Genomic DNA, 12,771 nt, shown 5'->3' on the forward strand with positions numbered 1-12,771 from the left:
TTTATATTTTTTTGTAAATTTGTTTTTTAAGTCGGCCTAGAGCTAGACTCTGTAGCGTGCTATACTATCTCAGTTTTCACGCTATTTTTTGATTTATATTTACCGTCATAAACGGTTTCATTTTTTAAAAAGAATATAGATCAATTCTAATATTTTTCTTTGGATTGCTACTAAAGCCTTCATTTTTATTCCATGTTTTGAAGTGAGTCTTATATAAACTTCTTTGAAGTTATCATCCCACTTCACAATTGTTAAAGCCGGCAAAAACAAACATTTCCTTAACATTCTATTTCCTTTTTTTGATATCCGTGATTTACCTTTTACCGACGTTCCAGATTGTTTTTCTCTAACATCTAACCCTGCATAACTTGATAATTGAGACTTGTTTCTAATCAGTTCAAAGCCATTGGTCTCTCCCAAAACAGTAACCGCAGTTAAAACACCAACTCCCGGTATTGTTGTAAGTCGTTCTATCAATTGTTTTATCACAGGATTAGTATTGATAATAGTATCGATATCTTTCTTTATTGCTTTTTCTTGAGCATTGAGCAAATTCATACGAGCTTGCATTCTTTCTATACTTTTTAAATGAGGAGAAGCTTGAATAGTTTCTGCATGAAGCTGATTTTTTATCACATTCCGCTCCTGAACAATTTGATCGCGCTCTCTGGTAAGCTGTTGCAGCTCATTATAAGTCTGATCAGGTTTTTTCCAATGATTTAATTTTCTTTCAAGACCGAACTGAGTAATAGCCTGAGAACAACTTTTATCAGTTATCGTTTTTATATCAAGAGTTCTTAGGTAGCTACTTATTTTATTGGGCAAAACGATATAGACCTTTTTATTATTCTCAGCAAGATAATAAGCGAACTTCTGATGATAAACCCCTGTGGCTTCCATAACATAGTGAATTTCCTGATCTTCAACACTTTGTTTTTCAATCCAATTAATCAATAATGGGATTCCAACATCTGTGTTTTTAAATACCTTATAAGCTAGAAATTTTATAGTTTGATCTTCATATAGACAACCTAAAGTAACTACTAATTCTTTTTGAGACACATCTATACCGGCTACTTGTTTTAATACTTTCATCTTTTATTACTTTTTAAGTGAGATATCTTCCTTCGTCTTTTCTCCTGATTGGATATTCTGGATATTAAATGAGGTTTTTAATTCCTTACATTCTGCTCTGACTCTAAAAGATAAAAAAGAATGAGGTCGTTTCTTGCGCCGAATATGTTTCTTTGAACTATTGGATTTTTATTCAACTCTCATTCTTATTCACTTTATGGCTAAGATAATATTTGAGATAAAGCAAATTATAACTTATACAAACATAGGAGGATTTTATCTGCGATAAAATTGAATGTTGCATATATTTGTCTCGCAGATCTCACAGATTTCGCAGATTTTTAATTCGTAGTTTTTTTCCTAAAGAGTTCGTATTATAGAAAAAGCTATTGTTCCATAGATTAATTATAAGATAACCATTTTTGTCATTCAGAGCGAAACGGAGCGTAGCATGGAATCTAAACTGTCTTTCGTAGACGTTGCAGTTTTTTAGCCTCAATCATCTGCCAAATCTGCTCAATCAGCGAGATAAAAAAAAATCAACAGCTTTTTTGTCATTCTGAATAAAGCGAAGCAGAATGAAGAACCTCAATAATAACTTCTCACAGATTTTTAGATAATACAAAAAAAAGATGAAATGAAAATCCGATGAATACAGGAAAAGTTGAATTGTAAGAAAAATATTTTAAATTTATTAAAGTAAATCCAAAAGGATAGCCGTCATAGCAGTATGGAGGTTGTCGAAAAAATAACAATGCCACAGAAGGATAAAGAAAGCATCATCTCACAAACCGTTTCCAACTACGGAGGGAAGCTGATGTCTTATATTCGTCCCAAAGTGAAAAACACGGAAGATGCGGAAGATATTCTGCAGGAAGTGTGGTATCAGTTCAGCAGTCTTACCAATCTTTCCGAGATCGTGAATGTTGGGGGCTGGCTGTATAGGGTAACGGCGAATAAAATTACAGACCGTTATCGTAAAAGAAAACAGAAAATCTGGAAGATTTCGTCTATGAAGATGAAGACGGAAGCTTTTCCATCAAAGATATTTTATTGATGGACGAAAGTGCCGGACCTGAAGTAAAGATGTTTCAGGATGAGATCTGGAAAAAACTGTTTGAAGCGCTTGATGAACTTCCCGAAAAACAAAGGCTGGTCTACGTAGAAAACGAACTCAACGACAAAACCCTCCAGGAGATCGCCGATGAACAAGGGGAAAACATCAAAACCATCATCAGTAGAAAAAACTATGCTGTAAAGCATCTTAGAAACAGATTGAGAAGATTATACGAAGATTTAAAAAGTTAGAAAAAGAAATTATGAATCATAAACACAAAAAGGGCTGGATTTTTTTATTGTTATGTCCACCATTAATTCTCCTAGCCGTTACCTGGATTGTAATGTCGCTGTGGAATTGTCTTCTTCCTGAAATTTTAGGGGTAAAATCCATTACATTCTGGCAGGCGATGGGGATTCTTATCTTAAGTAAAATTCTTTTTGGAGGTTTCCATTTTGGTAAAGGAATGAGAGATTTCAAGGAGCGAAAGATGAGGGAAAAAATGGAAGGTTTATCACCCGAAGAAAAAGAGAAATTTAAAGAAGCCTGGAGAAACAGATGCTCCGGAGGATTCTTCAACAGAAATAACGAATAATTTGAAATTTTTAAAGAAGTAGTAAAGTAAAATTAAAATTCATTCGTCTTTATAAAAAACAAGAAGTAGTAAAATTTAAAATTTTGAAAAAATGAAAAATTCAGCATTAAAAGGAGCTCTTGGAGCCCTAGCCGTTGTGGGTGTAGCCCTAATCGCTAAAAAAGCAGCACAAAGAAAAAGATTTATCAGAGGCATTTTTGATGAGTATGGAATCAAAGAAAAATCTCCTTTCGGATTAGCAGACAAGATCAGAGAAATGAATGATGAGGACTATCAGGAACTGAAAGGAAAATTCAAAAAAGAATTCAGCTCAAGATGCTGTAAAAGGATAATACCTGCGAAGCATAAAAAGTAAATAACTAAATTGAAATTGTTTAATTCGGGCTCGGGAAGCAAAGCTTCCCGAGCCCGAATTTTTTATTTTAAAGCCAATCAAACCATTAACCAGAATTTAAGAATGTTTTGGCAGTGAATGTATTAATTAAAGACTAAATTTGTTTTCTTTTTATTAATATTATACTATAATGGAACTGAAGAATATTTTCATCACTATCCTCACTCTTTTTTCTATGGCAGCTTATGGGCAGAAATCTGAATTGAAGCAGAAGCAATATATTTTCTTTCTGCACAATAAATTTCTGGAGGACCATTCTGCGGATGAAGCACATCCTAAATATGGTATTGTAGAATATGAAAAAGTCCTACACCAGTTGAAAGACAGTACTAATGTTATTCTTTTTGAGAAAAGAAAGCCTAATACTGATCCGGCAGGATATGCTCTAAAAATAAAGAAGCAGATTGATCGTCTGATTAAAAAGGGAGTTAAAGCTGAAAATATTACAGTGGTAGGAACATCTCAAGGTGGTTATATTGCGCAATATATTTCCTGGTATGAAAAAAATCCGGAATTGAAATTTGTTTTTATTGGTGCTAGTTTTAAAGATGATTCTTTAGAAAAAGACCCGAATTTCAAATTGTATGGAAGAATACTTTCCATTACAGAAAAGTCAGATGACGGCCACGTTCCTCTATCGCAGGAGCAGCGATTTATCAGATCAAATATTAAAGATTTTAAAGAGATTGAACTTAATACAGGATTGAATCACGGTTTTTTATTTAAAGCTCTGGAAGACTGGATTCTTCCCACAAAAGAATGGATCAGTCGTAAATAACTGTAAAGAGTATAGGGAATTAACTTTGTATAGTTTGTTGAAAAACATAAGAGCACAGATTTTTTTACCACGAATGCTCGAATAATTTAACTATTAATAAAAAAATCTTTTCTATTTCCCCTTTAGTTCAGAAATTTAATTTCTTTTTACAAACTAAAGGAAGCATAGATTTTCTACAAATAAACCCATTCGTGCATTAGTGGCCATCAAAAATGCAGTATTCAATTTTATCGAAGATAAAATCTTTGCGTCTTAAAAACATAAAGTTTTTCAATATTCCTTGCGACTTTGCGCTTTCCAACAAAGATATCAGACTTTGAAATTCTGAGAAATAACAGCTTATTATTTAGGATGAATACAAAGCAAAAAGAAAAATAAATCCTTATTTTTGTATTACTCAATGAAAGATTACTACTATTTTCTCGGTATATCCCAGGATGCTTCAGAAGAAGACATCAAAAAAGCGTATCGAAAACTCTCTCTGAAATATCATCCGGATAAAAATGAGAATGATGATTTTTTTGCAGATCGCTTTCGTGAAATTCAGGAAGCTTATGAAACATTGAGTGAGCCTTCAAGGAGAAAATCTTATGACCAGAATTTAGAAAGCCATCAGCGAAGTTTCAGGTATAATATCCCACCTGCTATTAAAACTTTTACAGCCAATAAAGTTCATGCGAAAAAAGGAGAGGAGATTATTATCAGCTGGCAGACCAGCAATGCGGATGTGGTAAAGGTTCTGCCTTTCGGACTTGAAAAACCTTATGGAGAAAGGATCTTTAAGATTACAGAATTTAAAGACGGGAAATTCCAGCTATTGCTTCATGCCACCAATTCATTATTACATAAAACCGTAGTGCAGGGAATTACAATTACTGAGGTTTTTGAGAATAATACAGATCAATTCAAAAATACAGTGGATGAAATGTTTAAGCCACAGCCCAGAACGGTGATTAATAAATCAGGTCAGCCTAAGATTATAATGCTGTTTTGGGGTGTTATGATACTGGCAGTTGCTTTATATTTTCTGATAAAGGAATTCTTTTAAGCCATTTTCTTCCTTCCAGGACACTTTTTACATCTTTTCCCTTTTTTGAATTTTTTGCAGCAAGATTTCTTTTCACAAAACATCTCTTCGTTGTTGAATGAGTACACAGGTGCCAAAGGCGGAACTTTAAACGGGACAATCATATTCATGTTGCAAATATATTAATTTAGAATAAATATAATTAATAAAATTTCATAAAATTCTTAAAACCTGATGAATAGCAGTCTGGGTGCTTCTTTACAGAACAAAATGTTATAAAATTTTACTATATTGAAGGTGGATCTTTTCGCATTTTTTCATACTAACATATTTACTTTTTACCTGTTATAAATAAAAACAGGTTTGGGATTATTTTTAATCCTTACTTACAATTTTATCTGTTTTTTTAATGAATGATTCATTGTTTTATTAATAAAGAATCATTGATAATATTGAATACTATTTGTAAAAGAAAGATAATAGTTGTTTAAAATGGGGTAAACCTTATTGGACAGTTATCAAAAGCTAGTAGGTTTGGGATAATTGAACTATTTAGTGAATTATCATTGGTGATAAGCTGTTGTACAATCGTGTAAAAAATTGTAATTTTACCCATCTTTTTACAAACAAAATCTAATAAATAAAAATGAATACAGAACAGTTTGTGAGCCGTCACATTTCCCTAAATGAAGCCGATAAACAGGCGATGTTGGAAAAACTTGGCGTTTCTAGTATTGAAGAGTTAATTTCTCAGACCATTCCTTCTTCTATCCGTTTAGAAAAAGATCTTGAGATCTCAGATGCACTTTCGGAATACGAAATGCTAAACCACTCTAAGGAGTTGGCATCAAAAAATACTGATTATACAAGTTATATCGGTTTCGGATACCACAATACCCTTTTACCATCAGCTATTCAGAGAAATATCTTCGAAAACCCTAGCTGGTATACTGCATATACTCCATATCAGGCTGAGATTGCACAGGGAAGACTGGAAGCTCTTCTTAACTTCCAGACTGTAGTGTGTGACCTTACAGGTTTTGGTCTTGCGAATGCTTCTTTGCTGGATGAATCTACTGCTGCTGCTGAAGCAATGCACATGTTCTTCAACAACAGAACTAAAGATCAGAAGAAAGGAGAAGCTAATAAATTCTTTATTTCTGACCTTGTATTGCCTCAAACAATCTCTGTATTGAAAACCAAGGCTGAAGGATTAGGGAATTGAAGTGGTTGTAGGTGACCATAAGACACATGCATTTGATGCTTCTTATTATGGTGTTTTATTACAATACCCTGGTAAAAACGGAATTGTTCTGGACTATACAGAAAATATCGTAGAATATAAAAAATTAGACCTTCAGGTAGCGGTTGCTTGTGATCCAATGGCATTGGTGAAATTAAAATCACCGGCTGTAATGGGTGCTGACTGCGCAGTAGGTACTTCACAGAGATTTGGTATTCCATTAGGATACGGAGGTCCTCACGCAGCATTCTTTGCTTGTAGAGAAGAATATAAAAGAGATATCCCTGGAAGAATCATTGGAGTTTCTCAGGATATGTACGGAAAACGTGCATTAAGGATGGCATTACAGACAAGAGAACAGCATATTAAGAGAGAGAAGGCAACTTCTAATATCTGTACTGCTCAGGTTCTTTTAGCAGTAATGGCAGGTATGTATGCGGTTTACCATGGTCCAAAAGGATTAAACTATATTGCAGACCAAATCCACTTTAAAGCCAATGCTTTGAAAGGAGGTCTTGCAGCATTAGGATATCAGGTAGTAGAAGAGCCAATCTTCGATACGGTAAAAATTACAATGCCGGAAGAGGAAAAAGGAAGACTGATGAGAATGATGCAGGATCACAGACTCAACCTTAACTACTTCACAGAAGGGGTGGTAAGTATTGCGATCAACGAAAGTACTACATTAGAGAAATTAAACTATCTGATGGCTTCTTTTGCTCAGTTCAAAGACAAGCAGACTTTCAAATTAGAAATTAAAGAAGGATACAGTATTCCTGAAGAAAACCTTAGAAAGGATCAGATTCTTACAGAAGAAGTATTCAACAGATACCATACAGAAACTGAATTGATGCGTTACATCAAACGTCTTGAGAGAAAAGATTTATCGTTGACACATTCAATGATTTCTTTAGGATCTTGTACAATGAAACTGAACGCAGCTACTGAAATGTTACCGCTTTCATGGGCTGATTGGGGAAGTGTACACCCATTCGTGCCAGTGGATCAGGCTGGAGGATACCAACAGATGATTGCAGAGCTTGAAAAAGATTTGGCAACAATCACTGGTTTCGCAGGAACTTCATTACAGCCAAACTCTGGAGCTCAAGGAGAGTATGCAGGACTAATGGTGATCAGAGAATACCACATCTCAAGAGGAGACCACCACAGAAATGTAGTATTGATCCCTCAGTCTGCACACGGAACAAACCCGGCTTCTGCTGCAATGGCAGGAATGAAAATCGTAGTCGTGAAAAATCTTGAAAACGGAGAAATCGACTTCGAAGATCTTAAAGCTAAAACAGAATTACATTCAGCGAACTTATCAGCTGTAATGATTACATATCCGTCTACTTATGGATTCTTTGATGCTAACATCAAAGAAATTACAAACTTAATCCACGAGCACGGAGGACAGGTATATATGGACGGTGCTAACATGAATGCTCAGGTAGGATTTACAAGTCCAGGAAACATTGGAGCAGACGTTTGCCACTTAAACCTTCACAAGACTTTTGCAATTCCTCACGGAGGTGGAGGTCCTGGAGTAGGTCCAATTTGTGTAGCGAAGCACTTAGTACCATTCCTTCCTTCTAATGCAAACATCAAAATCGGAACTAAAGAAGCTATCGATGGTATTTCTGCAGCACCTTACGGTTCAGGATTGATCCTAAACATTTCTTATGCTTACATCAAGATGCTAGGAACAGATGGATTGAAAAAAGCTACAGGTCATGCTATTATGAACGCAAATTACCTTAAGGAAATTTTAGCTGAGCATTTCCCAATCTTATATTCAAACGAAAACGGAAGAGTGGCTCACGAATGTATCGTAGATTTCCGTCAGTTCAAGTCTTTAGGAATTGAAGTAGCTGATGTGGCGAAGAGATTGATGGACTATGGATTCCATGCTCCTACTGTTTCTTTCCCTGTGGCAGGAACATTAATGATAGAGCCTACAGAATCTGAAAGCAAGGCTGAAATCGATCGTTTTGCAGAAGCTTTAATCTCTATCAAACAAGAAATTGATGAGATTGCTAACGGACAGGCTGATCCGGCCAACAACGTATTGAAAAACGCTCCTCACACAGAACAATTGGTGATCTCTGATTCTTGGGATAAACCATACAGCAGAGAAAAGGCAGCTTATCCGCTAGAGTGGGTAAGAGACCACAAATTCTTCGCTTCTGTATCAAGAGTAGACGAAGCTTACGGAGACAGAAACCTAGTATGTACTTGTGAGCCAATTGAAGCTTATATGTAATTAGAGTTTTTTCTAGATATAACAAATCCCTTTCATTGTTGAGAGGGATTTTTTATGATTCTGCAAAGCAGGGAGATTTTATGAAGCTGTAGCTCTATAAAAAAGACTTTCAAAATTTTGAAAGTCTCAATCTGTTATATTTATTTCATTATCTTCTCTTATAGCTGTACGCCACCAAAATGGCTACTCCCATAGTAAGAACGGTGATCATTGAAATGGTTTCAATGGAAATTCCACTTTTCATCTGTGTGTTTTCTTTTTCACAAGAATAAAAGAATAATACTGCCAACAATAGACAGCCCGATAGTAATTTTTTGATCATAGTTGCATTTATTTGGTTATTAATGTTTTATAATCAAAAAGTATACCGATTTTGTGGACTAAATGTAAGCTGCTTTTACTGCCTCTTATTTAGATTTCTGGAAACCTTATTAATTACCGATTGATATTGAAAATAACTGATAAAGGTGATAAGAATAAAAAATAAAGAAGGGATGACAAGTTCTATTATCCATTGATGAACAAAGAAATATAGGATTAAGAAAAGCGCAGAGGCATATATTAAATTGAAAAGAACTTCAACTTTATAGGTTAGTACTTTCTTATTTTCATCATAGGTGAAATATTCCTTACCGGGAGATAGGGTAAGCGGATATCTGTTTGAAAAGTCCAGTTTAACAAGACTGTCTTTTCCGATAACAGTATTGCCTTGTATTTCTATATCATTCATTTCTCTTTCTAGGAAAGAATCACGTGCAGCATCAATTATATTTTTTGAGGTCCTATCTGCTGTTATTTCTACTTTAAATGTATAAATAAATGGGAACATATAATTTTATTATTTATTTACTTTGGTTTCTTCATTCCAGTAATAACTGTCCGGATAGATTCTTGCTCCAAATACAGCGGTTCCAACACGTACAATGGTGGCACCTTCTTCTATGGCTGTTTCAAGATCTCCGCTCATGCCCATGGAAAGGTCATTCATTTCAACATTAGGAATATTTTCACTGATGATTTCCTGTTGCAGGTTTTTGAGGATTTTAAAGCATTCTCTTACCTTTTCTGTCTCTGCACTGAACAAGCCAATGGTCATTAATCCTTTTACTTTTAATGTAGAAAATTCGGAAACTTTTCTGGTTAATTCAATGGCTTTACTGGGCTCCACTCCAAATTTACTTTCTTCATTAGAGGTATTGACCTGAATGAAAACTTCAATCGTTCTATTTTCCGTTAAAAGTCTTTGGTGCAGTTTTTCCGCCAGTTCTAACCGATCCATTGACTGTACGCAGGTGACATCATATTTCAGGATATCTTTGATTTTATTGGTCTGAAGATGCCCGATGAAATGATTGATGTGAGGTATTTCTTTCAGGTCTTCGTATTTTTCCTTCAGCTCCTGAATCTTATTTTCAGCGATTAAGGTCTGTCCGTTTTCCAGTGCGATTTTAATACGTTCAGCAGAAACTGTTTTAGTAGCCAGTAAAAGTTGAACTTGATCAGGGTTTCTTCCTGCTTTTTCACAGGCATCTTTAATCCGCGTATTGATGATATTCAGGTTATGAAGGATATTTTCTTTCATGATGGAATGATTTCTTTAGCTTCCAGTTTTTGAATTAAAGTCGTTTTTACAGCTGTTAATGCATGGTCTTTAGCTTCTGCAAAAGAAATGGAGTATTTTCTTTCAATAGTCCGCATATCATCTGGAAAACGGCTGAGCAGTGTGTCATAGAAAGTATCCAGAAACTCCACAGAAGGCATTTCGTAATTGATCCTAAGCTGAAAACGTCTTAGTAGTGCTGTGTCAATAATTTCAGGGTGATTGGTGGCGCATAATAAAAGTGCATTCTCAGGATAATAATCAATAAGCTGAAGTAAAGTGTTCACTAATCTTCTCATTTCACCAACATCTTTATCATCACTGCCTCTTGCTTTTCCGATCTGATCCAGTTCATCGAGAAACAGAACAGATCTTTCTCTGGCTGCTTTATCAAAAATCATTTTAATATTCTGAGAAGTCTCACCAATTCTGGAGGAAACAATATTACTTAAGTTTAAAATGATAATATTTTTTCCAAGGGCATTGGCAATCGCTTTTGCTGTCATTGTTTTTCCGCATCCTGAGCTTCCCTGAAGAAGGATCTTATGATTTACAGGAAGTCCATATTCCTGAAGTTGTTTGCTGTACGTATGTTCCTTAATCAGTTGTATAAGCTGATCTCTGTTGCTTTTATTGAGAAATACATCGTTAAGACTTATTGGCTCTTTATCTTGAATAATGAGGTTGTACAGATTCATAATGATAATTAATAAATTCTTGAATCTAACAAAGATAAGGCTTTATAAAATGGGGAGAAGCATCCTGATTGAGAATAAACAGCTAGACCAGGGGGAGAATGGGTAATTAATGAGGGGTAATAAATAATGAGGAGGGTTTAATAAATAGTCTCTTTTCATTATCATAACTAAAAAAATAAATCCGGACTAGTGCCCGGATTTATCATTTGGATATTAAAATTTGTTATGAAACTAAGATCTTTCTGCTTATGTTTTTGGGCCCTTTTACCTCATTGGTAAAAGAGCGATCTGATTTCTCAGAGTAAAAACATAAAACAATATAATTAGTATAGTTTTGCTATAGGCTTTTTGATTTTAATGATTAGTTTCTTTCTCTTTTTACAGTCATAAAATATGATGAGAATACTACTAAACATGTTGCGATACCGATATAAGTTACCATTTTGTATTATTTTTAATTATTTGACTTTTTTTTATTAATCTTTCAATTGCAATATTACAGCTTTCAAATCACGTGCCAAAGCAAAACACTATGATGTATATCAGTGTGTTATGGGTGTTTTATTTAATTTTTAAGAGATTTTTTGTTTACGTTTTGTTAATGTGTTATTGTGAATTTATTAATATATTTATTGTTCTGTCTTCATAAATATGTGAAAACGTTAACCGTTTCCAGACTTCTATATTAGACTTGATAAAACAAACAATAAATAATGCGGTGCATAGTATTGGTGTAAATGGATATTTTCAGATGTAAAATTTCAGTAAGAAAGAGATTTCTATGTTAAGAAAATTTATTTTTACTGCTGATTTTTGTGGCGATTTTTTTGTCAGCTGTCCGATTTCATGACATTATTTTTATGACACAACTGGAAAAAAATCTTTTGTTTGTCAGCTTGCTGGGGTTTACAAGTAGATGAAGAACACGAAATATAGAAGTTGCAGCCTTCTTTTTGGGAATAGGAGAGAGGTTTTACTATTTTTGTATAAATAATACTTTATGGGACGCAGTTATCTTTTTTGGCTTTGGCAATTGTATTTGAAATCATAGCGACTACTTTCCTAAAAAAATCAGAAGAGTTTTCTAAACTATGGCCGTCTGTTGTTACCATATTAGGATACGCCTGTGCTTTCTATTTTTTAAGTCTGAGCCTTCGCCAGATTCCTGTTGGGATTACGTATGCAATATGGTCCGGAGTAGGTATTGTTTTCATCACAATAATTGGAGTTGTTGCATTTAAGCAGGTTCCGGATCTGCCTGCCATTATCGGAATAGGGTTGATTATTTTGGGGGTAATCGTAATCAATATGTTTTCAAAAATGGGAACCCATTAATTCTTCATTACATCATTTTCTATCAACCAACATCCATCCAGTATCAATCATGAATCATCATTTATGGTATTACTCATTGCTTATTATTGATTACTCATTTCAACTTCTGTATATTAGATTGAAAGAACTGAAATAAAAAAATCCTCTCATAGAAAATTTCCAGACTATTTTCAATAATAAAATCGGTGTGGCGGGCCGTATGGGGTACGGTTTCTTCCTCTACAAATACAAACCATAGCTCAGAAAGAGAATGTCTTCTTTTAAATTCTTCACAGGTATTGCAGTCTGGAAAAGCTGAATGCTTCAGGCTATAAAAAAGAATTCCTTTTTTTATTCCGTTTTGTTCTATAATATTAATAGGATGCTGAATATAGTGGAGGATGTTGATCTCCGAATCAAAACATTCTACAAAATGATGAAGATCAATAAGCTGTATTACCTTTTCTTCCTGTTGTAATTCTGTCATAAAAAAACATTCTGATGTGATTTCTTCCGTTAATTCCTGAAAAACTGCTAATTCCATATACACTGATTAAACATTGCAAAGAAAGATAGAATTTGGGTTCTGCAATTTGTTTTTATACAAAACTGCCATTATTTTATACGAAATCCGATCATGAATAGAAGCTATAATTGGTATAATAAAATATAGGTTTCGTATAATATTATAAGAGAAACTGATGGATTATCTATTTTTGTATTTATAT

Annotated in this window: 13 protein-coding genes and 1 pseudogene; 8 read left to right on the forward strand and 6 right to left on the reverse strand. The window is 34.2% G+C overall.

The genetic code is table 11. From position 1 onward, the window contains the following. Positions 1–117: 117 nt before the first annotated feature. The gene (locus H5J24_RS07410) at positions 118–1,095 is read right to left on the reverse strand and encodes an IS110 family RNA-guided transposase (protein WP_232816002.1); all 978 of its coding nucleotides are present in this window, start codon (positions 1,093–1,095) and stop codon (positions 118–120) included. Positions 1,096–1,828: 733 nt separating this feature from the next. Between H5J24_RS07410 and H5J24_RS07415 the strand changes: the two genes are divergently transcribed. The 7 genes and pseudogenes from H5J24_RS07415 (at position 1,829) to gcvP (ending at position 8,431) form a co-directional block, all read left to right on the forward strand. Then, positions 1,829–2,131, forward strand: a complete 303-nt coding sequence (locus tag H5J24_RS07415; RefSeq protein ID WP_232816176.1) for an RNA polymerase sigma factor — start codon at positions 1,829–1,831, stop codon at positions 2,129–2,131. Next, positions 2,131–2,382 carry an RNA polymerase sigma factor gene (locus H5J24_RS07420; RefSeq protein WP_232816177.1) on the forward strand — a complete coding sequence of 84 codons (252 nt, stop codon included), beginning with the start codon at positions 2,131–2,133 and terminating at the stop codon, positions 2,380–2,382. The genes H5J24_RS07415 and H5J24_RS07420 overlap by 1 nt, the downstream gene beginning before the upstream one ends. 11 nt (positions 2,383–2,393) lie before the next feature. After that, on the forward strand, positions 2,394–2,726 hold the full coding sequence (locus tag H5J24_RS07425; protein ID WP_068943722.1) for a hypothetical protein: 333 nt from the start codon (positions 2,394–2,396) through the stop codon (positions 2,724–2,726). A 91-nt stretch (positions 2,727–2,817) separates the two neighbouring features. Further along, the gene (locus tag H5J24_RS07430) at positions 2,818–3,081 is read left to right on the forward strand and encodes a hypothetical protein (RefSeq protein WP_232816178.1); all 264 of its coding nucleotides are present in this window, start codon (positions 2,818–2,820) and stop codon (positions 3,079–3,081) included. Between the two features lie 169 nt (positions 3,082–3,250). Then, positions 3,251–3,898, forward strand: coding sequence for a hypothetical protein (locus tag H5J24_RS07435; protein ID WP_068943720.1), 648 nt, complete (start codon positions 3,251–3,253; stop codon positions 3,896–3,898). A 400-nt stretch (positions 3,899–4,298) separates the two neighbouring features. Then, entirely contained in the window at positions 4,299–4,946 is a 648-nt protein-coding gene (locus tag H5J24_RS07440; RefSeq protein ID WP_068943719.1) for a J domain-containing protein, read from the forward strand. A gap of 625 nt (positions 4,947–5,571) precedes the next feature. Next, positions 5,572–8,431: pseudogene (gcvP, locus tag H5J24_RS07445) on the forward strand (aminomethyl-transferring glycine dehydrogenase). 148 nt (positions 8,432–8,579) lie between these two features. On the opposite strand, the gene H5J24_RS07450 reads toward gcvP, so the two are convergent. The 4 genes from H5J24_RS07450 to H5J24_RS07465 all read right to left on the reverse strand — a co-directional run bounded on the left by H5J24_RS07450 (position 8,580) and on the right by H5J24_RS07465 (position 10,729). Continuing rightward, positions 8,580–8,753 (reverse strand): hypothetical protein, encoded by a 174-nt coding sequence (locus tag H5J24_RS07450; RefSeq protein WP_167387010.1) that lies wholly within the window; start codon positions 8,751–8,753, stop codon positions 8,580–8,582. Between the two features lie 75 nt (positions 8,754–8,828). Then, positions 8,829–9,260: a hypothetical protein gene (locus H5J24_RS07455; RefSeq protein ID WP_068943717.1), complete on the reverse strand. Its 432-nt coding sequence runs from the start codon at positions 9,258–9,260 to the stop codon at positions 8,829–8,831. A gap of 9 nt (positions 9,261–9,269) precedes the next feature. Beyond that, entirely contained in the window at positions 9,270–10,013 is a 744-nt protein-coding gene (locus H5J24_RS07460) for a YggS family pyridoxal phosphate-dependent enzyme (protein ID WP_068943716.1), read from the reverse strand. Continuing rightward, positions 10,010–10,729, reverse strand: coding sequence for an AAA family ATPase (locus tag H5J24_RS07465; protein ID WP_068943715.1), 720 nt, complete (start codon positions 10,727–10,729; stop codon positions 10,010–10,012). Before H5J24_RS07465 ends, H5J24_RS07460 begins: the two co-directional genes overlap by 4 nt. A gap of 993 nt (positions 10,730–11,722) precedes the next feature. Between H5J24_RS07465 and H5J24_RS07470 the strand changes: the two genes are divergently transcribed. Further along, on the forward strand, positions 11,723–12,064 hold the full coding sequence (locus tag H5J24_RS07470) for a DMT family transporter (protein WP_232816366.1): 342 nt from the start codon (positions 11,723–11,725) through the stop codon (positions 12,062–12,064). A 94-nt stretch (positions 12,065–12,158) separates the two neighbouring features. Here H5J24_RS07470 and H5J24_RS07475 read toward each other — a convergent pair whose 3' ends face one another. Beyond that, on the reverse strand, positions 12,159–12,587 hold the full coding sequence (locus H5J24_RS07475) for a hypothetical protein (protein ID WP_068943713.1): 429 nt from the start codon (positions 12,585–12,587) through the stop codon (positions 12,159–12,161). Positions 12,588–12,771: the final 184 nt, after the last annotated feature.

Source organism: Chryseobacterium capnotolerans, from assembly GCF_021278965.1.
In the GTDB taxonomy this organism is placed as follows: Bacteria; Bacteroidota; Bacteroidia; order Flavobacteriales; family Weeksellaceae; genus Chryseobacterium; species Chryseobacterium capnotolerans.

Coding starts and splice junctions, on each gene's coding strand:
- H5J24_RS07435 (WP_068943720.1), top strand. CDS start 3,251: ATGGAACTGAAGAATATTTTCATCACTATCCTCACTCTTTTTTCTATG.
- H5J24_RS07460 (WP_068943716.1), bottom strand. CDS start 10,013: ATGAAAGAAAATATCCTTCATAACCTGAATATCATCAATACGCGGATT.
- H5J24_RS07420 (WP_232816177.1), top strand. CDS start 2,131: ATGGACGAAAGTGCCGGACCTGAAGTAAAGATGTTTCAGGATGAGATC.
- H5J24_RS07475 (WP_068943713.1), bottom strand. CDS start 12,587: ATGGAATTAGCAGTTTTTCAGGAATTAACGGAAGAAATCACATCAGAA.
- H5J24_RS07440 (WP_068943719.1), top strand. CDS start 4,299: ATGAAAGATTACTACTATTTTCTCGGTATATCCCAGGATGCTTCAGAA.
- H5J24_RS07410 (WP_232816002.1), bottom strand. CDS start 1,095: ATGAAAGTATTAAAACAAGTAGCCGGTATAGATGTGTCTCAAAAAGAA.
- H5J24_RS07455 (WP_068943717.1), bottom strand. CDS start 9,260: ATGTTCCCATTTATTTATACATTTAAAGTAGAAATAACAGCAGATAGG.
- H5J24_RS07450 (WP_167387010.1), bottom strand. CDS start 8,753: ATGATCAAAAAATTACTATCGGGCTGTCTATTGTTGGCAGTATTATTC.
- H5J24_RS07465 (WP_068943715.1), bottom strand. CDS start 10,729: ATGAATCTGTACAACCTCATTATTCAAGATAAAGAGCCAATAAGTCTT.
- H5J24_RS07430 (WP_232816178.1), top strand. CDS start 2,818: ATGAAAAATTCAGCATTAAAAGGAGCTCTTGGAGCCCTAGCCGTTGTG.
- H5J24_RS07425 (WP_068943722.1), top strand. CDS start 2,394: ATGAATCATAAACACAAAAAGGGCTGGATTTTTTTATTGTTATGTCCA.
- H5J24_RS07415 (WP_232816176.1), top strand. CDS start 1,829: ATGCCACAGAAGGATAAAGAAAGCATCATCTCACAAACCGTTTCCAAC.